Below are 20,367 nucleotides of genomic sequence, written 5' to 3'. Positions count from 1 at the left end.
TCGGTTCCATGCGAACCGACTCTTCTCCCGGCACCCTGCCGGCGCGGGAGCACCTCCCGGCCGGCGACGCCGGTACGCCTGTCCTGGACGTAGTGATCCCCGTCTACAACGAGGAGAAGGACCTCCAGCCGTGTGTGCTGAGACTGCGTGATCACCTCAAGCGCACATTCCCGTACGCGTTCCGCATCACGATCGCGGACAACGCGTCGACGGACACCACCCCCCAGGTGTCCCAGCGGCTGGAGGCGGAGCTCCCGGAGGTCAGGGCCTTCCGGCTGGAGCAGAAGGGCCGCGGCCGGGCGCTGCGGACCGTCTGGTCCGCCTCGGACGCCCCGATCCTCGCCTACATGGACGTGGACCTGTCGACCGACCTCAACGCCCTCCTCCCGCTGGTCGCGCCGCTGATCTCCGGCCACTCGGACCTGGCGATCGGCTCCCGGCTGGCCCGTAGCTCACGGGTGGTGCGCGGGCCCAAGCGGGAGTTCATCAGCCGGGCCTACAACCTCATCCTGCGCGGCTCGCTCCAGGCCCGCTTCTCGGACGCCCAGTGCGGTTTCAAGGCCATACGGCGCGATGTCGCGCAGGCTCTGCTGCCGCTGGTCGAGGACACCGGCTGGTTCTTCGACACCGAGATGCTCGTCCTCGCCGAGCGGGCCGGGCTGCGGATCCACGAGGTGCCGGTCGACTGGGTCGACGACCCGAACTCCACCGTCCACATCGTGAAGACGGCGACCGACGACCTCAAGGGCGTGTGGCGGGTCGGCAGGGCCCTGGCCACCGGTTCGCTGCCGCTGGACCGGCTCGCCCGGCCCTTCGGCGACGACCCGCGCGACCGCGAGATCAAGGACGTACCCAAGGGCCTGGCCCGCCAGCTCGTCGGCTTCTGCGTCGTCGGCGCCCTGTCCACCCTGTTCTACCTCCTCCTCTACAGCGGCTTCCGCGTCTTCACCGGCTCGCAGACCGCCAACGCGCTCGCCCTCCTGGTCTCCGCGATCGCCAACACGGCCGCCAACCGCCGCCTCACCTTCGGAGTGCGCGGCCGCGGCGGCGCCGTACGGCACCAGGCGCAGGGCCTGGTCGTCTTCGGTATCGGCCTCGCCCTGACCAGCGGTTCGCTCGCCGCCCTGAACGCGGCCAGCAGCGACCCCACGCACTCCACCGAACTCGCGGTCCTCATCGCCGCCAACCTCGCGGCGACGGTGCTGCGCTTCCTGCTCTTCCGGGCGTGGGTGTTCCCCGACCGTCGCGACGACACCGATTCGACGGTCGTCGCCTCGCACCTGCCGGTGCCGGGCCCGTCCTCATCGACCTACTCCATGGCCGGGCACCGCCCGCTCTCCCCGTACACGTACGACACCGCACGGTTCCGCGCCGGTGAAGCCGCGGACGGCACCTGGCGGGACGCCACCATGCAGCTGCAGCCGGTGCGCCCGCACGACACCGACCCGAGGGACTCCCGATGACCATCCACTACGACCAGCAGACCCACGAACCCCACGAGACCTACGGCAGAGACGCGGGCCCCGCCACCTGGGCGCCTCCCCCGGCCCCCGCCTCCGGTGAGCCCAAGCAGCCCTTCGTACGGCGGATGTGGCGCGGCCGCCCCGAGGACCCCCGCTGGGCCCGCCCGGCCTTCCTCGGCCTCCTCCTCGCCACGCTCGCGCTCTACCTCTACAACCTCACCGCCTCCGGCTACGCCAACTCCTTCTACTCGGCGGCCGTCCAGGCCGGCAGCCAGTCCTGGAAGGCCTTCTTCTTCGGCTCGCTGGACGCGGCGGGCGCCATCACCGTCGACAAGCCCCCGGCCTCCCTGTGGCCGATGGCCCTGTCGGTCCGCCTCTTCGGCCTCAGCTCGTTCGCGATCCTGCTCCCCGAGGTCCTCATGGGCGTCGGCACCGTGGCCGTGGTCTACGCGGCCGTACGCCGCCGGTTCAGCCCCGCGGCCGGCCTGATCTCGGGCGCGGTGCTCGCGCTCACCCCCGTCGCGGCGCTGATGTTCCGGTTCAACAACCCGGACGCGATGCTGGCCCTGCTGATGGCCGTGGCCTGCTACCTCGTCATCCGGGGGCTGGAGGACGGCCGTACCAAGTGGCTGGTGTGGGCCGGTGTCGCGATCGGCTTCGCGTTCCTCGCCAAGACCCTCCAGGCCTTTCTGATCCTGCCGCCGCTCGCGATCGTGTACGCGGTCTGCGCGCCGGTGTCGGTGAAGAAGCGCATCGGGCAACTGGCCGCGGGGCTGGTGGCGATCGTCGTCTCCGGCGGCTGGTGGGTCGCGATCGTCGAGCTGTGGCCCGCCTCCTCCCGCCCGTACATCGGCGGCTCGCAGAACAACTCCTTCCTTGAACTGACCTTCGGCTACAACGGCCTCGGCCGGCTCAACGGCGAGGAGACCGGCAGCGTCGGTGGTGGCGGCGGTGGCGGGAACGGCGGCGGCAACTGGGGCGAGACCGGCTGGGACCGCCTCTTCAGCTCCTCCATCGGCGGCCAGATCTCCTGGCTGATCCCGGCCGCGCTGATCCTGCTGATCGCGGGCCTGGTGGCCACGCGCAAGGCCAAGCGCACATCGGTGACCCGCGGTTCGTTCCTCGTCTGGGGCGGCGCGCTGATCACGACCATGCTGGTCTTCAGCTATATGCAGGGCATCTTCCACGAGTACTACACCGTCGCCCTCGCCCCCTACGTCGCCCCGCTGATCGGCATGGGCGCGGCGCTGCTCTGGGAGAAGCGCGACAAGGTCTGGGCGTCGTTGAGCCTCGCGACCGCGACGACGGCCACCGCGGTCTGGGGCTACGTCCTGCTCAACCGCTCCTCCGACTACCTGCCCTGGCTGAAGTGGTTCGTCCTGGTCGGCGGTCTGGCGGCGGCGCTGGGCCTGATCTTCGCCGGCAAGCTCGGCCGTCAACTGACCCTGGGCGTCGTCGGCCTCGGCCTCGCCGCCGCGCTGGCCGGACCGACCGCGTACACGCTCACCACGGTGAACGAGGGCCACACCGGCTCGATCGTGACGGCCGGCCCGTCGGTCGCGGGCGGTCGGGGCGGCCCGGGCGGTGGCGGCGGCCCCGGTGGTGGCGGCGGTGGCTTCGGCGGCGGCATGCCGGGCCAGAACCAGCAGAACGGCAACGGCTTCCCCGGTGGCGGCACGCCTGGTCAGCAGGGCCAGAACAACCAGCAGGGCCAGGGCCAGAACCAGCAGGGCGGAATGCCCGGCGGCGGCATGGGTGACGGCGGCGGTGGCGGCGGCATGGGTGGCCTGCTCAACGGCGCCAGCGTCAGCGACGAGGCCAAGGCGCTCCTGGAGAAGAATGCGGGTGACTACACCTGGACGGCCGCGGCCATCGGCGCCCAGAACGCCGCGAGCTACCAGCTCTCCATAGGCGACCCGGTGATGGCGATCGGCGGCTTCAACGGCACCGACCCGTCCCCGACGCTGGCCGAGTTCAAGAAGTACGTGGAGGACGGCAAGATCCACTACTTCATCGCGAGCGGCAGCGGCGGCGGCATGGGCGGCAGCAGCAACGGCACCTCCTCGCAGATCAGCGAATGGGTCCTGGCCAACTTCAAGCAGGTGACGGTCGGTTCGGCGACGTTCTACGACCTGACGCAGAAGGCGAGCAGCTGACGTAGCCGGAGAAGGAGGGCGGTGGCCGTGTATGGCCGCCGCCCTTTCTCGTAACCCCGTTGTACAGTGTATGAGAGATGTTCTACGGTGTATGGCATGTCGACGTCTCCCCAGGAAAAGACCCTGGCCGCGGCCGAGGACGGCCACCCCCAGCGCTGGCTGATCCTCGGTGTCCTCTGCCTCGCGGTGCTCACCGTGGTGCTCGACAACACCGTCCTGAACGTGGCCATCCCCTCGCTCACCAGCGAACTGGGCGCGGCCACCTCCGACATCCAGTGGATGATCAACGCCTATTCGCTGGTGCAGTCGGGCCTGCTGCTCACGGCGGGCAGTGCGGCCGACCGCTACGGCCGTAAGAAGATGCTGGCCGCGGGACTGGCGCTGTTCGGCGTGGGCTCCCTCGTGGCCGGCCTCGCCGAGTCGACCGGCCAGCTGATCGCGGCGCGCGCCGGGATGGGCGTCGGCGGCGCGCTGCTGATGACCACCGTCCTGGCCGTGGCGATCCAGATCTTCACGCCGGAGGAGCAGCCGAAGGCGATCGGCATCTGGGCCGCGGTGAACTCACTGGGCTTCGCGGCCGGACCCCTCCTCGGCGGCTTCATGCTGGACCACTTCTGGTGGGGCGCGATCTTCCTGATCAACATCCCGGTCGCGCTGCTCGCCCTGGTGGCCGTCATAGTGCTCGTCCCCGAGTCCAAGAACCCGCAGGGCGACCGCCCCGACCTGCTGGGCGCGGTGCTCTCCACGATCGGCATGGCCTCGCTGGTCTACGCGATCATCTCCGGGCCGGAGCACGGCTGGCTGTCCGGCCAGGTCCTGCTGACGGCCGCCGTGGCCGTCGTCGTACTGGTCGCCTTCGGCTACTGGGAGAGCCGGATCCCGTACCCCATGCTCGACCTGCACTTCTTCCGGAACCGGCAGTTCACGGGAGCGATCGCGGGAGGTGTGTTGATCACCTTCGGGATGGGAGGCTCGCTCTTCCTGCTCACGCAGCACATGCAGTTCGTGCTCGGCTACGAGCCCCTGGAGGCCGGGCTGCGGACGGCACCGCTCGCCCTGATGATCGTGGCGCTGAACTTCACCGGCGTGGCGGCCAGGTGGGCGGCCCGGCTGGGCACCCCGCTCGCCATCGGGCTCGGCATGGCGGTGATGGCGGCGGGTCTGGCGTCCGTCGCCACGGTGTCCTCCGGCGGTTACACCGGCACGCTGCTGGGGTTGGTGCTCATCGGGACCGGCGCGGCGGTGGCGAGCCCGGCGATGTCGCACGCGATCATGAGCGCGATTCCGCCGGAGAAGGCGGGGGTCGGCGGGGGGATCAACGGCACGGTGGCGGAGTTCGGCACCGGGCTGGGGGTCGCCGTGCTGGGGGCGTTGCTCAACTCCCGGTTCGCGGCGCTGATTCCGGTGGCTGCGACGTCCCTGCCGGCGGCGTTGGCGGCTGCGGGGTCGGCCGGGGAGAGGGAACGGGTGCTGGCGGCGTTTTCCTCCGGGCTGGAGACCAGTTTGCTGGTGGGGGCGTTGGCTGTGTTGCTCGGTGGGTTGGTCGCCGGGGCGTTGTTGCGGCGGGCGGAGAGGGCAGATATCGCCTAAGAGCTCGGTTCATACGGTTGTTGGGCGGCCGCGGGTCCGCCGTGGCTGGTCGCGCGGTTCCCCGCGCCCCTCAGGGGCGCGGCCGCCTAGCATCTTGATCAGCTGATGGAGTCTAGGAAGGTGTGCCATGGCTAGGGCAGGTCGGCAGGCCGCGCGGACCAGCGTCTGGCTGGAGGGCAAGGAGCGGCGAGGCGGGCGTGGGGGCAGTCAGCCCTCCGGGCTCGACCGGGAACGGATCACCGAGGTGACCGTACGGCTGCTGGACGCCGAGGGGCTGGCCAAGTTCTCCATGCGGAGACTGGCGGCCGAGCTGAACGTGACCGCGATGTCCGTCTACTGGTACGTCGATACCAAGGACGACCTCCTCGAACTCGCCCTCGACGCCGCGTTCGGCGAACTGACGCTGCCCGACCCGGAGGCGGACGCGGACTGGCAGGACCAGCTGCGCGGACTGGCCCGCGGCTACCGCGACCTGCTGGTCCGCCACCCGTGGCTGTCGCCGTTGATCGGCACCTACGTCAACATCGGCCCGAACAGCCTTGAGTTCTCCCGCCTCGTCCAGCGCGTCATCCGCCAGACCGGCCTGCCCGCACACGGCCTGGTGGCCGCCATTTCCGCCGTATTCCAGTTCGTCTACGGCTTCGGCACGATGGAGGGCCACTTCATCACCCGCAGCGCCGCCTTCGGCATGACCCCGGACGACTACTTCAAGCACGCCATGAGCACGGTCACCCAGGCCCCCGACACCGCCGACATCGTCCAGGACTCCGCGGAACTCATGCAGGCCCGCGGCGGCGACACGGTCGAGGAAATGTGGCAACGGGACTTCGAGTTCGCCCTGGACCTGCTGGTCGCAGGCATCGAGGCGATGGTTGAAAAAGAGGGGCGCGAGCAACGCCCCTAGGGGCGCGGGGAACTGCGCGACCAGCCACAACCAACCCGCAGCCGCCAGACGATCCGCACCCCCGAGCTCCTAGGCGAACCGGCTCACCCTTGCGGAGCAAGCCGCGCTGGAAACCCACCCGTCGCCACCGGCCCCCACGACTCCGGCGTGACCCGGATGATCGACTTCCCCTGCTTCACCATCGCCTCCCGGTACTCGTCCCAGTCCGGATGCTCCCCCGAGATGTTCCGGAAGTACTCCACGAGCGGCTCCACGGACTCCGGCGAGTCGATCACCTCCGCGGAACCGTCGATCTGCACCCACGGCCCGTTCCAGTCGTCGCTGAGGACCAGGACGCTCACCCGGGGATCCCGCTTGGCGTTGCGCGTCTTGGCCCGTTCGGGGTACGTGGAGACCACGATCCGCCCCGAGTCGTCGACCCCGCAGGTCAACGGCGAGGCCTGCGGGCTGCCGTCGGCCCGCCTGGTCAGCAGCAGGGCGCGATGACGGGGCCGTACGAAGTCCAGCAACTCTTCGAGCGATACGCGGGTGTTCGTAGCGATGTTCGGTGCCATGACCTCAGCCTAGGGGCAGCGACTCGCCCTGCACGGCCTGGATGTCCAGCTCCACCTTCAGCGTCGTCCCGATGGCCGCGATGCCGGCCTGTACGACCTGGTTGTAGTTCATGGCGAAGTCGTCCCGGTGCAGCTCGGTCGTCGCCCGGAACGCCGCCCGGGTCCCGCCCCACGGGTCGGCGCCGGTGCCGAGGTAGGCCAGGTCCAGGTCCACGGGCCGTACGACACCGTGCATGCCCAGCTCTCCGTGGACCGTCCAGCGGTCGGAGCCCACGGCCGCGGTGACCCCCGTCGACCGGTAGGTGATCTCGGGAAACCGCTCCACGTCCAGGAAGTCCGGCGACTTCAGATGCCCGTCCCGCATGTCGTTGCCCGTGTCGATCGAGTCGGCCCGGATCACCGCCTCCACGCGGGACTTGGTGACGTCGTCAGGCGCGATCTCGATGGCGCCGGAGAAGCGGGTGAAACGGCCCCGCACGCTGGAGATCCCCAGGTGCTGGGCGACGGCGGCCACGCTGGAGTGCGCCGGGTCGACGGTCCACGGTCCGGGCGGCGGCAGCTCCGTGCCGCCCTGCCGGGCCAGGGTCACCGTGCCGACCTCGGCCCGCCCGCTCGCCGTGACGATCGCGCTCGCGGCGGCCGGCGCGTAGCCGACGGCGGTGACGATGACGGTGTACGCCCCCGGCGCCAGCGGGTTCGCGTCCCGTACGGCCCCCTCCGCGTCCGCCTCCGCACGCAGCACCTGCGTTCCGGTCATGTCGGTCACCGTGACGACCGCGTGCGACACGGCCCACCCGTCCCGGGTACGGATCCTCGCGGTCAGCCCCGTCAGTCCCATCCCGTCCAACTCCCTGCAAAGACTTACAAATTGGCCATGAAGAAGCCGGCCCGTGGCGGGGCGCACCTCCGCTCAGAGCGCGCCGCGCACCACGGGCCGGGGTCTTGTTAATCGCCCGGGTGGGCGAGCGTGATGTCGTGGTCGTCCGTGCCGCGGCCGGTCACCGTCAGCGCCGTCGCCACCGGCGGGTAGCCGGTCGCGATGACCGTGTACTCGCCGCCGTCCAGGTCGGTGAAGGCGTACGCCCCGTCCGGCCCGGTCGTCGCCGTGCCGACCACGTTGCCGGCTGCGTCGACCAGGGTGACCCGCGCGTCGGCCAGCGGGCCGTGCGGCGCCCGTACGACGCCCTGGACCTGGGCACCTGCCTCCAGGTCGACCTCGATCCGGGTGACTCCGGTGCCGCCGATCTCGACGGGCAGGGCGCGCGGCCGGTATCCGGCGGCGTTCACCGCGACGGTCACGGCACCCGGCACCAGCTCGGCGAAGCCGAACTCGCCCTGCTCACCGGTGGCGGCCGTGGCCAGCAGGTCACCGCGCACGTCGGTGACGATCACCATCGCGTCCTTGACGGCCAGCGCGCTCCCCGCGGCCCGGACCACACCGCTCAGGCCGCTGGTGCCGCTGAGCAGGATGTCGTACGCCACCGGCTCGTCGCCGTTCACGACGATGGTGGAGGCCTGCGGCTGGAAGCCGTCGGCGGAGGCGATCAGGACGTACGATCCGGCGCCCGGCGCGTCGACCGCGTACGAACCGTCGGCCTGGGCGACCGACCGGCCCAGCTGCCGTCCGGCCAGCGAGATCAGCGTGACCGCCGCCTGCGGCACGGGCGCGCTCTCGGCGCCCCGGACGAAGCCGCGGACCGGGACGCCGGACGAACCGGTGGTCTCCTCGGGGCGGGCCACCGTGGCCACGGCGGCGAGCTGCTGAGTGCCCTCCGTCGAGACCTCGGTGTCGGAGGCGGCGGTGGCCCAGCTCGGGACCCGCTCCTGCGCGGCGGCCGGTGCAGCGGCAGCCTCGGCGGCTTCGGCGGGCTCCGGCGTCACCGGCTCACCGCCCTCGGCGGCCTGGGCCAGAGCGCCCTTCGTCTTCAACGGGACCTCCTTGATGAACAGGGCGAACAGGAGGGCGAGGAAGGCGAGCGGAGCGGCGTAGAGGAAGACGTCCGCGACGCCGTGGCCGTACGCGCTCTCGATGACCGTGCGGACGGGCGCGGGCAGCGCGTCGAGGTCGGGGATCTCGCCGTGGCCCGACGAACCCTGCACGCCGAGCTTGGTCAGCCCCTCCTCGGCGTAGTGCGTGATGCGGTGGCTGAGGACCGCGCCGAGCGCCGAGACGCCCATGGCGCCGCCGAGGGAGCGGAAGAAGTTCACCACCGAGCTGGCGACGCCCAGGTCGCTCGGGTCCACCTGGTTCTGTGTGGCGAGGACCAGGTTCTGCATCATCATGCCGACGCCGAGACCCAGCAGGGCCATGAAGATCGCGACGTGCCAGTACTCGGTGTCGTAGCGGATCGTGCCGAGGAGCCCTAGGCCCGCGGTCACCAGGACACCGCCGGCCAGCAGCCAGGCCTTCCAGCGGCCGGTGCGGGTGATGACCTGGCCGGAGACGGTCGAGGAGACGAACAGGCCGACGATCATCGGGATGGTCAGGACGCCGGACATGGTCGGTGACTCGTTGCGCGCCAGCTGGAAGTACTGGCTGAAGAAGATCGTGCCTGCGAACATCGCGATGCCGACGAACAGCGAGGCCAGCGAGGCCAGCGTGATGGTCCGGTTGCGGAACAGGCGCAGCGGGATGATCGGCTCGCTCGCCCTGGACTCGACGAGGATGAAGACCAGCAGCAGCGCGAGCGCGCCACCGGTCATCGCGTACGTCTGTCCGGACAGCCAGTCGTACTTGTCACCGGCGAAGGTCACCCAGACCAGCAGCAGGCAGACCGCGGCGGTGATGAAGAAGGCGCCCGCCCAGTCGACCTTGACCTTCCGGCGGACGACCGGGAGGTGCAGGGTGCGCTGCAGCACGATGAGGGCGATCACGGCGAAAGGCACGCCGACGTAGAAGCACCAGCGCCAGCCGAGCCAGTCGGTGTCGGTGATGACGCCGCCGATCAGCGGGCCGCCGACCATCGCGGTCGCGAAGGTGGCGCCGAGGTAGCCGTTGTACCGGCCGCGCTCACGCGGGGAGATCATCGCGGCCAGGATGATCTGGGCCAGCGAGGACAGACCACCCATGCCGATGCCCTGGACGGCGCGGAAGGCGATGAGCATCCCGGCGTTCTGCGACAGACCGGCCAGCGCGGAGCCGGCCACGAAGATCACGAGGGCCAGCTGTATGAGCAGCTTCTTGGAGAACAGGTCGGCGAGCTTGCCCCACAGCGGGGTGGACGCGGTCATCGCCAGCAGCGACGCGGTGACCACCCAGGTGTAGGCGCTCTGGCCACCGCCGAGGTCCTTGATGATGTCGGGCAGGGCGTTGGAGACGATCGTCGACGACAGGATCGCCACGAACATGCCGAGCAGCAGCCCGGTCAGCGCTTCCATGATCTGCCGGTGCGACATCGGAGCGCCGTCGGCGTGGGCGCCTCCTGAGTGCTTGGCGTGGGCCCGCACACCGGCTGGTGTGGTCGTTGCCATGGGCTTCCTTCTCTTACTGGGTGATCGCGGGTGTCGCGGGTGTACGGGGGGACGGTTCGTCGAAGCACGACCTCAGTCGCGCCATGAGCCGGGTGAGCTGGGCCACCTCGTCGTCGGTCCAGTCGCTCAGGCGCCGGGCGAGCATCTGGGTGGTGCACCGGGACAACCGGTCCACCTGTGCCACGCCCGCGGGCGTGAGACGCAGGATGCGTGAGCGCTTGTCCGCCGGGTCGGGGGACCGCTCGATCCAGCCCCGCTCGACCACATGGGCCACATGACGGCTGGTGACCGACATGTCCACGGCCAGCAGCTCGGCGAGCTTGCTCATGCGCATGTGCCCGTGGCGGCTCAACAAGGTCAGTACGGCGGCGGAACCGGCGGGGCAGTCGGGCGGCAGCGTCCGTCCCATCTCCCGCTTCACGGCACCGAAGGCGCTGAACTGACGGACCAGCTCCTCGTACTGCGCCTGCTCGGCCATCACACCTCCGTCATTTGTTGCTTAGGGCAACCATAGAAGCGATTGGTTGCTGCAGGCAAACAATAGGCGTGGGTGCGCCGCAAAAACTTGGCAAAGGCAAGTATTGCGACCGTAAATGTGCAGGTGGGGTGGGTCCTGTGACCCCCTGTGCAGGGCGGGAGCCCCCACTTGGGCCGAACGGGCGAATTCGCTAGGGTCTCAGCCCATGGCTAACACCCAGGGCCCCCAGGGCAACCACGACCCCGCAGGCAGCACCCAGATGTTCCGCGCGTTCGTCGACGAGGGCCCCCAGGCCGGTCGTCAGCAGCAGGCCGCCGCCTCCTCCGGCCCTCGCATCGGCCTGATCCTCGGCGTCGTCGTCGCCGTGGCGGTCGTCGCCGCGGTGGCGTGGCTGGCGTTCAAGTAGACCGTACGGCCGCTACTGCCACCGGACGGTGACGTCCCGCGTCTCGATGTGCATGCCCAGCGGCACCCTCCCCCACTCTCGAATGCGCTCGAGCGGGGGGACCCCCATGGCGTCGACGCACACCGTCCAGGTCCGCTCCTCGCGCTTCCCGGCCCCGATCGGCGCCGGGAGCTTCCGCGTGGACTCGACCGTCGCCCAGTCGATGCCGAGCGCGCCGATGACGTGCGTGCCGAAGGTGACGGTGCCGGAACGCACGGCTGTGCCGCCCGAGTTGTGGAAGTCGAGGGTGACCTTCTCGCACCAGCGCCGGTCGGTGGGCTCCCGTACGGGGTCGCTCACGGTCAGCTTCGCGGGCGTGGACGTCGCGGGTGCGGAGGCCGTGGGAGCGGAGGTCGAGGGAGCGGAGGTCGAGGGGTCGGGTGGACTGCTGGGCGGGGCGGTCGAGGCGGACGGTGTGACCGCGGGGCCGCGGGTGCCTCGGGTGCCGCTCGAAGGGTGGACGGGACTCTCCGTCTCTTCGCGTTCCGCTCCCTGAGAGGATGCCGGCGCCCGACTCCCGCCCCGCCCCCGGGAATTGCCGGAACCGCCACCGCCACCTTCACCGCTGCCGCCCTCCGGCCCGTCCAGCGGCACCAGCGTCACCTCGCCGGTGGGCGCGGCAGCCGTACCGGACACCCTCGGCGGACCGCCCGCCGCCCCCGTCGCGACGTACCCGTCACCACTCCCGCCGCCACCGCACGCGGCCAGCACCCCGCCCAGGCAGACGACGGCCGTCGACGCGCCGATCAGGGCGCACCGACGGCCAGGTGTCGTGGTCGTCCACATCCGGCCAAGCATCGGGCCATGGTGGCTGACGCTCCGTCAAATATGAAGGGAGCGGACGGGGTCAGTCGGAGATGAGGCCCTCGCGCAGCTGGGCCAGGGTCCGGGTCAGCAGCCGGGAGACGTGCATCTGGGAGATGCCGACCTCCTCGCCGATCTGCGACTGCGTCATGTTGGCGAAGAAGCGGAGCATGATGATCCGCCGCTCGCGGGGCGGCAGTTTGGCCAGCAGCGGCTTGAGGGACTCGCGGTACTCGACGCCTTCAAGGGCGGTGTCCTCGTAGCCGAGCCGGTCGGCCAGGGAGCCCTCGCCGCCGTCGTCCTCCGGGGCCGGGGAGTCCAGCGAGGAGGCGGTGTACGCGTTGCCGACCGCGAGGCCGTCGACGACGTCCTCCTCGGACACGCCCAGCACGGCGGCGAGTTCGGTCACCGTCGGGGAGCGGTCCAGCTTCTGGGAGAGCTCGTCGCTGGCCTTGGTGAGGGCCAGGCGCAGCTCCTGGAGCCGGCGCGGGACGCGCACCGACCAGGAGGTGTCACGGAAGAACCGCTTGATCTCCCCGACCACGGTCGGCATCGCGAACGTGGGGAATTCCACGCCCCGTTCGCAGTCGAAGCGGTCGATCGCCTTGATCAGGCCGATGGTGCCGACCTGGACGATGTCCTCCATCGGCTCGTTGCGCGAGCGGAAGCGGGCCGCCGCGTAGCGCACGAGCGGGAGGTTGAGCTCGATCAGGGTGTCCCGGACGTAGGCGCGCTCGGGGCTGTTCTCGTCCAGGGCGGCGAGCCGCAGGAACAGGGAGCGGGACAGGGTGCGGGTGTCGATCGAATCCGACGTCGGAAGGGCCGGGGCCGGCACGGCCTCCAGAGCCGTGACGTCGTCGAGAACGGCGTCGGGCGCGGACTCGCTCTTTGTGAGCGTGAGCACCTTCGAGCTGCCCTGGTCTGCGGACATGCCACCCCCTTTGGGTCGCGGGACGGTCGTGGCGAACGCTCCGATCGAGGAACGCCAGCCTTCACCTGAATACCGGAGCCGAGGCCACGGCAAACGCGCTTCCCGAAGAATGTCACATGTCGGCAACACGCTGTAGTGACATGTCGACATGTGAGACTCGAATCGGCCCTGGATAAAGGGGGTCTGACGGCCTTTCGGCCCAGAACTGTCGGGATCCGCCCTGGTGAGCGATTCGCTCGGGACGGTGACCGGTCGCTCCTGTTTGCGGTTAGGCGTCGATCCGGTTCGCCGAACGCAGCCGCTGGAAGCTACGCGCGAGTAGCCTCGAAACGTGCATCTGCGACACCCCGAGTTCCGCACTGATTTGCGACTGGGTGAGGTTGCTGTAGTAGCGCAGGAGCAGGATTCTCTGCTCGCGTTCGGGGAGTTGCACCAGCAGATGCCGGACCAGGTCGCGGTGTTCCACGCCGTCCAGCGCGGGGTCCTCGTAGCCGAGCCGGTCCAGCAGTCCGGGCAGCCCGTCGCCCTCCTGCGCGGCCTCCAGCGAGGTGGCGTGGTACGAGCGTCCGGCCTCGATGCAGGACAGCACCTCGTCCTCGGTGATGCGCAGCCGCTCGGCGATCTCGGCGGTGGTGGGGGTGCGCCCGAAGGCGGTGGTCAGGTCCTCTGTCGCGCTGTTGACCTGGACCCACAGCTCGTGCAGCCGGCGCGGTACGTGGACCGTGCGGACGTTGTCGCGGAAGTACCGCTTGATCTCGCCGACGACGGTCGGCATCGCGAACGTCGGGAACTGCACACCCCGGTCCGGGTCGAAGCGGTCGATGGCGTTGATGAGCCCGATGGTGCCGACCTGGATCACATCCTCCATGGGCTCGTTGCGGGAGCGGAAGCGGGCGGCCGCGTAGCGCACGAGCGGGAGGTTGGCCTCGATGAGCGCCCCGCGCACGCGGTTGTGCTCCGGCGTGCCCGGCTGCAACTCCTTGAGCTCTCCGAAGAGCACCTGGGTGAGCGCCCGGGTGTCCGCGCCGCGGCTGCGGGGCGGCGTGGCCGCGGGAGTGTCCTCCTGGGGTGAGTGGGTCGGGGCTTGAGGCGCAGTACTGGCCGGCACGGTCAACTCCACCTCGTGATCCATCAACTCATCCGTCAAAAGCGGTCATAGCATCACAAGACAGTTCATTGTGTTCAAGTACCGCATAATCCCGTGTTGGGAATGGATCGGTGCGTAAGACACGCGAAAGCCCCCCGCCGTTCCGGCGGAGGGCTCGGGGGGGGTTCCGGGCGGACCGGAGCGCCGGGCCTCAGAATTCGTAGTCGGCGATCACCCAGGTGGCGAACTCGCGCCACAGCGTGACGCCCGCCTGGTGCTCGGGGTGCTCCACGTACGCGCGCAGGGCCGCCGGGTCCTCGAAGGCGGAGTTGATCGCGAAGTCGTAGGCGATGGGGCGGTCGCTGATGTTCCAGCCGAGTTCCCAGTGCCGCAGCTCGGGGATCCTGCCCTCCAGCGACCGGAAGGCCTCGACGCCCTCCACGACCCGCGGGTCGTCGCGCTCGACGCCCTCGTCGAGCTTGAAGAGGACCAGGTGGCGGATCATGTGCGTACTCCCTAGCTTTCGCCTCCGTTGGCGATCCATGTCATGAAGTCGCCGATGGCCTTGGCGGCGTCCGATATGCCCTGGAACCCTATCTCGACGTACCCGGCGGCCCCTTTCGGGTCCGTGATGATCACGTAGAACACGAAGACCACGACGACGTAGACGGCGACCTTCTTCGAATTCACCGCCACGGCGGCCTCCCCTGTCACTTTTGCCCCATCGACCGGACATGATCGCACGAAGGGCCCCGTCTTTCGACGGGGCCCTTCTGAGAGCGGTAGCGGAGGGATTTGAACCCTCGGTGACTTGCGCCACACTCGCTTTCGAGGCGAGCTCCTTCGGCCGCTCGGACACGCTACCGAGGGAGACCTTACAGCACGCCGGGCCGTGCTCTGAAATCGGTTTTCGCCGGGTCCCAGCACCGTCCTTGGCGGGCCCTCGGCTCACCGGTCCCGGAAGAACTCGGTGAGAATCCGGGCGCAGTCCGCGGCGAGCACGCCCTCGATCACCTCGGGCCGGTGGTTGAGCCGCCGGTCGCGTACGACGTCCCAGAGGGAGCCGGCCGCGCCGGCCTTCTCGTCCCGGGCGCCGTACACGACCCGGTCCACCCGGGACTGCACGATCGCTCCGGCACACATGGTGCAGGGCTCCAGCGTGACGACGAGCGAGCAGCCGGACAGCCGCCACTCGCCGACCGTTGCGGCAGCCCGCCGGATCGCCAGCACCTCGGCGTGCGCGGTCGGATCGCCGGTCGCCTCACGCTCGTTGTGGCCGACGCCGAGCACGGTCGTGCCGTCGGCGGACAGCACGACGGCGCCGACGGGGACGTCCCCGCCCCGGACGGCCAGTTCGGCCTGGTCCAGGGCGAGCCGCATCGCGGCCCGCCAGCGGTCGCGTACGGGGTCGGGCACCTCGGGCGTCGACCCCTGGTCGGACGAGGTCAGCGGACGGTCTCCAGCACCTCCGAGGCGCCCAGCGCCTCGGCGATCGCGCCGAGCGCGTCCTCGGCGTCCAGGGCCTTCAGTTCCTTCTCGCCGACGCCGAGGTCGTCGAGGATCTCGGTATCGCCGACGGGGCTGTGCGGAACGGCTTCGGCGGAGCCGCCGTCCTCGTCGTCGTCGGAGTCGCCGTCGGGCTCCTCCGTGCCGTCGAGGTCCAGGGCGTCCAGGTCGGCGCTGTCGTCGCCGGGCTCCCTTCCGAGCAGCTCGTCGGTGAGCAGGATCTCCCCGTAGCTGCTGCGGGCAGCGGCGGCGGCGTCCGAGACGTAGATGCGAGGGTCGTCCTCGCCGTCGATCCGGACGACCCCGAACCAGGCGTCCTCCTGCTCGATGAGCACGAGCACCGTGTCGTCCTCCGGCGAGGCTTCACGGGCCAGGTCGGCCAGGTCCGACAGGGTCTCCACATCGTCGAGCTCTGTGTCGCTCGCTTCCCACCCGTCTTCGGTGCGCGCGAGCAGTGCGGCGAAGTACACCGTGACTCTCCCACTGGTCATAGGCGTGCCGGTTGGGGGTCCCCCCGGCGGAGGTTGGGGCGGGGAGAGCTGTGCTCCGAGCCCACCCACTCGGAATCGTGGCAGAAACAAGGCGTTCAGGGGACGTCTTCGGCTCCCTGTGTCCGGCAGTTTTGATCGCGTTGGCCCGAGGGGGTCCGCGAGCATGTCCGTGAAGGACTCACCAGCACACTCGTTGCCGCCACGTGCGGATCGTACGCGGCTTTTCCGGCTGTCCACGCACGCTCACCGCGCAGGCTCCTCCGAAGGGTGCGGATCTTCCCCGGGACCTCGCCCGCCCTACCAGCGGAAGGTTCGCATGCGCAGGGCGTGGCGCAGCCGGGCCGCCTTGGCGCGGCGCGGCTGGACGCGGTCCCGCAGGGCGCGGGCCTCGGCGAGTTCCCGCAGGAACTGGGCACGGCGCCGACGACGTGCGGCGTCCGCCTCATCCTGCGCGGTGTCCGCTGGGGACTCACGATCAGGCACGGGCACACCACCCCCGGACTACCCCCGGTACGTCCCTCCCACTTTCCCTCTGATGGGCGGTTTGATGCCAGCACAGGAGTGAAGTGTTGGCCCGGGGCTTGCCGCGCGTGAGGACGCTGGGCGCACCCGGCCCGGTTACTGTTGTGGACATGCGTCTCCACGTCGTCGACCACCCCCTGGTCGCCCACAAGCTCACCACGCTGCGCGACCAGCGCACCGACTCCGCGACCTTCCGTCGGCTGGCCGACGAGCTGGTCACCCTGCTCGCCTACGAGGCCACGCGGGACGTGCGCACCGAAGCGGTCGACATCACGACCCCGGTCACCGACACCACCGGCGTCAAGCTCTCCCACCCGCGCCCGCTGGTGGTGCCGATCCTGCGGGCCGGTCTCGGCATGCTGGACGGCATGGTCCGGCTGCTGCCGACCGCCGAGGTGGGCTTCCTGGGCATGATCCGCAACGAGGAGACGCTGCAGGCCTCCACGTACGCCTCGCGCATGCCGGAGGACCTCTCGGGGCGTCAGGTGTACGTCCTGGACCCGATGCTCGCCACGGGTGGGACGCTGGTCGCGGCGATCCAGGAGCTCATCAAGAGGGGCGCGGACGATGTGACGGCCGTGGTGCTTCTCGCCGCGCCCGAGGGTGTCGAGCTGATGGAGCGGGAGCTGGCGGGGACGCCGGTGACGGTGGTGACGGCCGCGGTGGACGACCATCTGAACGAGCACGGGTACATCGTCCCTGGGCTTGGGGACGCCGGGGATCGTCTTTACGGGGCTGCTGAGTAGGGCGGGATCGTTCGCCCCTTGGGGCGTTGCTCAGCAGGCACTCTTTGAAGCGCCGGGCGTCGGCTTGGGCTTGGCCAGGGCGGCCAGGGCCTGGTCGGCGTCCGCTTTCTTTCTCAGCTCCTTGAAGCCGTTGCCGATGATGAGGTCGACGGCTTCGCCCTTGCGGGCGGGGTCGGTGCGGCGTTCGGCGGTGCTGAGCTGGGTGGCGAGGACGGGCAGCGAGGTGTTCAGGGACGCGGCCGGGCCCAGCAGGAGGCCGGTGCCCTTGACCTTCTTGTCGAACTCCTTGGTCGCGTTGCCCACGTCACCGATCTTGAAGCCGCGCTTCTTCAGCTCGTCCGCGGTCTGCTTGGCCAGGCCGCTGCGGGTCGTGGCGTTGAAGACGTTGACGGTGACCTTGCCCGGCTTGGGCACTGCGGCGGGGGCGGTGGGCGTGGCGGACGGGGTCGCGCCGGTCCGGCAGTCGGCCTTGGGACCCGCCGCCGAGGCCTCTCCGCCGCCGCCCGTGAAGACGTCGATGAGCTGCAGTGTGCCCCAGCCGATCAGGCCGACCGCGGCGGCGGAGGCGACGGTGGCGACGACGAGCCTGCCGCGGCGCCGGGGACGGCGCATACGCGGGTACTTGTCCCCCTTGATCCGGTACTGGCCGCCCATGCCCGGGGGAGTCAGCATGCTCATGGGCGCAGCGTAGTGCGCGCGAGCGGCAATGCCTACTAGATGATCATTCGAGGACGCGTGGTCCAACCCGAAAGGGGCAACTGGCTACGCCGTGACGCCCGGCCGCGTCGGTCCGGGCTCGGGTCAGTCCAGTTCCAGGACGCGCGCGTGCAGCACCTGGCGCTGCTGGAGCGCAGCCCGCACCGCGCGGTGGAGGCCGTCCTCCAGGTACAGGTCGCCCTGCCACTTCACGACGTGCGCGAAGAGGTCGCCGTAGAAGGTCGAGTCCTCGGCCAGCAGTGTTTCCAGATCGAGCTGACCCTTGGTCGTCACGAGCTGATCGAGGCGGACCGGGCGCGGCGCGACGTCCGCCCACTGCCGGGTGCTTTCCCGGCCGTGGTCGGGGTACGGCCGGCCGTTTCCGATGCGCTTGAAGATCACACGGAAAGCCTACCGGTCAAGACCTTCCGGGCGCAGCCATGACGACGGAGTGCGACGCTGGAAAAGAGGTGGCAAATGGGGATGAATCGGCAAAGCCGGAGGAAGTGGTGGGTGGATCGGGAGGGGGAACGGAGGGTTACGCCCCCGCCGCCCCTACCCGTCCCATCCCTGGGGGCTGCCGCCCCCAGACCCCCGCTTCGGCCCTGCGGGCCTCGTCCTCAAACGCCGGACGGGCTGAAAAGCCCAGCCGTCCCGGCGTAGCTCCCTGCGGGTGGGTGGGGGTTCGGGAGTACTCAGCCCCTCCGGCGTTTGAGGAGCGGGGTCTGGGGCGGAGCCCCAGAAGGATGGGACGGGTAGGGGCGGCGGGGGCGAGGAAAGGTGGTGGGTTGGATGAGGGATCGGGAGAGGGCGGTCGTAGGGGCGGAGCGGGGTGGTGGGGCCGCGCTGCCGCGGGAGGCGTTGGAGATCGCCGCCGGGTATGCCTTCGGTGGGCCCGGCCTGGAGCTGGGGGCGCTGCTTTGGGACGGTGTGTGTCTGCCCGATGCGCGGGTCCGCGTTCCGTTGGCCATGCTGAACCGGCACGGACTGGTCGCGGGGGCCACCGGCACCGGCAAGACCAAGACGCTCCAGTTGATCGCCGAGCAACTGTCGGCGCAGGGCGTGCCGGTGTTCCTGGCGGACGTGAAGGGCGATCTCTCCGGCCTCGCGGAGCCGGGGCAGGCCAACGACAAGGTGCGCTCCCGCACCGCCGAGGTGCACCAGGAGTGGACGGCGACCGGCTTCCCCGCAGAGTTCTACGCCCTCGGCGGCATCGGCCGCGGCACCCCCGTACGGGCCACGATCACCAGTTTCGGCCCGGTTCTGCTGTCCAAGGTCCTCCAGCTCAACCGGACCCAGGAGCAGTCACTCGGCCTGATCTTCCACTACGCGGACCAGAAGGGTCTGGAGCTGGTCGACCTCAAGGACCTCAGGGCGGTCGTCGCCTTTCTGGCCTCGGACGAGGGCAGGGCTGAGCTGAGGAACATCGGTGGGCTCTCGACCGCCACGGCGGGTGTGATCCTGCGGTCCCTCACCGCCTTCGAGGCCCAGGGCATGGCCGGGTTCTTCGGTGAGCCGGAGTTCGACACCAGCGAGTTCCTGCGGACGGCGCCGGACGGGCGGGGCGTGGTGTCGGTCCTCGAACTGCCCGCCGTACAGGACAAGCCGCAGCTGTTCTCGACGTTCCTGATGTGGCTGCTCGCCGACCTCTTCCACGATCTGCCCGAGGTCGGGGACGCCGACAGGCCGAAGCTCGTGTTCTTCTTCGACGAGGCTCATCTGCTGTTCGACGACGCCTCGAAGGCTTTCCTCGACTCGATCGCGCAGACCGTGCGGCTGATTCGTTCGAAAGGGGTCGGTGTCTTCTTCGTGACGCAGACGCCGAAGGACGTCCCGGCCGAGGTGCTCGGCCAGTTGGGCAACCGCGTCCAGCACGCGCTGCGCGCCTTCACCCCGGACGATCAGAAGGCCCTCAAGGCCACGGTGAAGACGTTCCCCAACTCGGCGTACGACCTGGAGGAACTCCTCACCGGCCTCGGCACCGGCGAGGCCGTGGTGACGGTGCTCAGCGAGAAGGGCGCCCCGACGCCGGTCGCGGCGACCCGGCTGCGGGCTCCCGAGTCGCTGATGGGGCCGATCGAGGCGGGTGTGCTGGAGCGTGCGGTGACGTCGTCCGCGTTGTACGGGCGGTATGCACAGGCTGTGGACAGGGAGTCGGCGTACGAGAGGCTGGAGGGGGCGCGCGGCGCCAAGGGGCCGGACGAGATGCGCGAGGCGGCCCGGGGCAGGGAGCGGCAGGAGAAGCCGTCCGTCGTGGAACAGGTCGTCTCAAGCGGCATGTTCAAGTCCCTGGCTCGGTCGATAGGTACGCAGATCGGGCGCGAGATCACCCGGTCGGTCTTCGGTACGGCGCGGGGGGGGGGGGGGGGGGGGGAAAAAAACGCCCCCCCCCCCCCCCCCCCCCCCCCCCCCCCCCCCCCCCCCCCCACACCCCCCCCCCCCCCCCCCCCCCCCCCCCCCCCCCCCCCCCCCCCCCCCCCCCCCCCCCCCCCCCCCCCCCCCCCCCCCCCCCCCCCCCCCCCC

General features: G+C 70.4%; 21 protein-coding genes and 1 tRNA gene. 7 read left to right on the top strand and 15 right to left on the bottom strand.

Annotated elements, in window-relative coordinates; genetic code table 11:
• Positions 1–8: 8 nt before the first annotated feature.
• From ACZ4UU_RS41260 to ACZ4UU_RS41245, 4 genes are all read left to right on the top strand, one after another.
• Entirely contained in the window at positions 9–1,463 is a 1,455-nt protein-coding gene (locus ACZ4UU_RS41260; protein WP_471908578.1) for a bifunctional glycosyltransferase family 2/GtrA family protein, read from the top strand.
• Entirely contained in the window at positions 1,460–3,619 is a 2,160-nt protein-coding gene (locus ACZ4UU_RS41255; RefSeq protein ID WP_471908577.1) for an ArnT family glycosyltransferase, read from the top strand. Before ACZ4UU_RS41260 ends, ACZ4UU_RS41255 begins: the two co-directional genes overlap by 4 nt.
• A gap of 96 nt (positions 3,620–3,715) precedes the next feature.
• Positions 3,716–5,209, top strand: a complete 1,494-nt coding sequence (locus ACZ4UU_RS41250) for an MFS transporter (RefSeq protein ID WP_471908576.1) — start codon at positions 3,716–3,718, stop codon at positions 5,207–5,209.
• A 127-nt stretch (positions 5,210–5,336) separates the two neighbouring features.
• Positions 5,337–6,113 (top strand): TetR/AcrR family transcriptional regulator, encoded by a 777-nt coding sequence (locus ACZ4UU_RS41245; protein WP_471908575.1) that lies wholly within the window; start codon positions 5,337–5,339, stop codon positions 6,111–6,113.
• A gap of 83 nt (positions 6,114–6,196) precedes the next feature.
• Here ACZ4UU_RS41245 and ACZ4UU_RS41240 read toward each other — a convergent pair whose 3' ends face one another.
• The 4 genes from ACZ4UU_RS41240 to ACZ4UU_RS41225 all read right to left on the bottom strand — a co-directional run bounded on the left by ACZ4UU_RS41240 (position 6,197) and on the right by ACZ4UU_RS41225 (position 10,616).
• On the bottom strand, positions 6,197–6,667 hold the full coding sequence (locus ACZ4UU_RS41240) for a PPOX class F420-dependent oxidoreductase (RefSeq protein WP_471908574.1): 471 nt from the start codon (positions 6,665–6,667) through the stop codon (positions 6,197–6,199).
• A 4-nt stretch (positions 6,668–6,671) separates the two neighbouring features.
• The gene (locus ACZ4UU_RS41235) at positions 6,672–7,505 is read right to left on the bottom strand and encodes a YceI family protein (RefSeq protein ID WP_471908573.1); all 834 of its coding nucleotides are present in this window, start codon (positions 7,503–7,505) and stop codon (positions 6,672–6,674) included.
• A 107-nt stretch (positions 7,506–7,612) separates the two neighbouring features.
• A complete protein-coding gene (locus tag ACZ4UU_RS41230; RefSeq protein ID WP_471908671.1) occupies positions 7,613–10,063 on the bottom strand; it encodes an MFS transporter in 2,451 nt (816 codons plus the stop codon).
• An 88-nt stretch (positions 10,064–10,151) separates the two neighbouring features.
• The gene (locus tag ACZ4UU_RS41225; RefSeq protein ID WP_471908572.1) at positions 10,152–10,616 is read right to left on the bottom strand and encodes a MarR family winged helix-turn-helix transcriptional regulator; all 465 of its coding nucleotides are present in this window, start codon (positions 10,614–10,616) and stop codon (positions 10,152–10,154) included.
• 205 nt (positions 10,617–10,821) lie between these two features.
• Between ACZ4UU_RS41225 and ACZ4UU_RS41220 the strand changes: the two genes are divergently transcribed.
• Positions 10,822–11,022, top strand: coding sequence for a hypothetical protein (locus tag ACZ4UU_RS41220; protein ID WP_383449570.1), 201 nt, complete (start codon positions 10,822–10,824; stop codon positions 11,020–11,022).
• Between the two features lie 12 nt (positions 11,023–11,034).
• On the opposite strand, the gene ACZ4UU_RS41215 is transcribed toward ACZ4UU_RS41220, so the two are convergent.
• The 9 genes from ACZ4UU_RS41215 to ACZ4UU_RS41175 all read right to left on the bottom strand — a co-directional run bounded on the left by ACZ4UU_RS41215 (position 11,035) and on the right by ACZ4UU_RS41175 (position 16,363).
• Positions 11,035–11,859 (bottom strand): hypothetical protein, encoded by an 825-nt coding sequence (locus ACZ4UU_RS41215; RefSeq protein ID WP_471908571.1) that lies wholly within the window; start codon positions 11,857–11,859, stop codon positions 11,035–11,037.
• Positions 11,860–11,908: 49 nt separating this feature from the next.
• On the bottom strand, positions 11,909–12,796 hold the full coding sequence (locus ACZ4UU_RS41210) for an RNA polymerase sigma factor SigF (protein ID WP_217208751.1): 888 nt from the start codon (positions 12,794–12,796) through the stop codon (positions 11,909–11,911).
• A 268-nt stretch (positions 12,797–13,064) separates the two neighbouring features.
• The gene (locus ACZ4UU_RS41205; protein WP_471908570.1) at positions 13,065–13,928 is read right to left on the bottom strand and encodes an RNA polymerase sigma factor SigF; all 864 of its coding nucleotides are present in this window, start codon (positions 13,926–13,928) and stop codon (positions 13,065–13,067) included.
• A 166-nt stretch (positions 13,929–14,094) separates the two neighbouring features.
• Positions 14,095–14,388 (bottom strand): Dabb family protein, encoded by a 294-nt coding sequence (locus ACZ4UU_RS41200; protein WP_471908569.1) that lies wholly within the window; start codon positions 14,386–14,388, stop codon positions 14,095–14,097.
• A gap of 11 nt (positions 14,389–14,399) precedes the next feature.
• Positions 14,400–14,579, bottom strand: coding sequence for a hypothetical protein (locus tag ACZ4UU_RS41195; protein ID WP_471908568.1), 180 nt, complete (start codon positions 14,577–14,579; stop codon positions 14,400–14,402).
• An 84-nt stretch (positions 14,580–14,663) separates the two neighbouring features.
• A tRNA-Ser gene (locus ACZ4UU_RS41190) sits at positions 14,664–14,748 on the bottom strand.
• A gap of 83 nt (positions 14,749–14,831) precedes the next feature.
• Complete coding sequence (gene tadA, locus ACZ4UU_RS41185) at positions 14,832–15,263, bottom strand: tRNA adenosine(34) deaminase TadA (protein WP_471908670.1); 432 nt, start codon at positions 15,261–15,263, stop codon at positions 14,832–14,834.
• A gap of 65 nt (positions 15,264–15,328) precedes the next feature.
• Positions 15,329–15,859: a tRNA adenosine deaminase-associated protein gene (locus ACZ4UU_RS41180; protein WP_471908669.1), complete on the bottom strand. Its 531-nt coding sequence runs from the start codon at positions 15,857–15,859 to the stop codon at positions 15,329–15,331.
• 318 nt (positions 15,860–16,177) lie between these two features.
• Positions 16,178–16,363 carry a hypothetical protein gene (locus ACZ4UU_RS41175; RefSeq protein WP_471908567.1) on the bottom strand — a complete coding sequence of 62 codons (186 nt, stop codon included), beginning with the start codon at positions 16,361–16,363 and terminating at the stop codon, positions 16,178–16,180.
• A gap of 149 nt (positions 16,364–16,512) precedes the next feature.
• Here ACZ4UU_RS41175 and upp point away from each other — a divergent pair, with 149 nt between their 5' ends.
• Positions 16,513–17,148: a uracil phosphoribosyltransferase gene (gene upp, locus ACZ4UU_RS41170; protein ID WP_471908566.1), complete on the top strand. Its 636-nt coding sequence runs from the start codon at positions 16,513–16,515 to the stop codon at positions 17,146–17,148.
• Between the two features lie 30 nt (positions 17,149–17,178).
• Here upp and ACZ4UU_RS41165 read toward each other — a convergent pair whose 3' ends face one another.
• Positions 17,179–17,802, bottom strand: coding sequence for a LytR C-terminal domain-containing protein (locus tag ACZ4UU_RS41165; protein ID WP_471908668.1), 624 nt, complete (start codon positions 17,800–17,802; stop codon positions 17,179–17,181).
• Positions 17,803–17,949: 147 nt separating this feature from the next.
• The gene (locus ACZ4UU_RS41160) at positions 17,950–18,246 is read right to left on the bottom strand and encodes a type II toxin-antitoxin system VapB family antitoxin (RefSeq protein WP_003999914.1); all 297 of its coding nucleotides are present in this window, start codon (positions 18,244–18,246) and stop codon (positions 17,950–17,952) included.
• A gap of 390 nt (positions 18,247–18,636) precedes the next feature.
• Here ACZ4UU_RS41160 and ACZ4UU_RS41155 point away from each other — a divergent pair.
• The coding region (locus tag ACZ4UU_RS41155; RefSeq protein WP_471908565.1) for a helicase HerA-like domain-containing protein at positions 18,637–20,367 on the top strand (1,731 nt) is incomplete at its 3' end.

The sequence above is a fragment of the Streptomyces sp. NPDC028907 genome (assembly GCF_055564995.1).
This window is presented reverse-complemented; position numbering and strand designations above follow the sequence as displayed.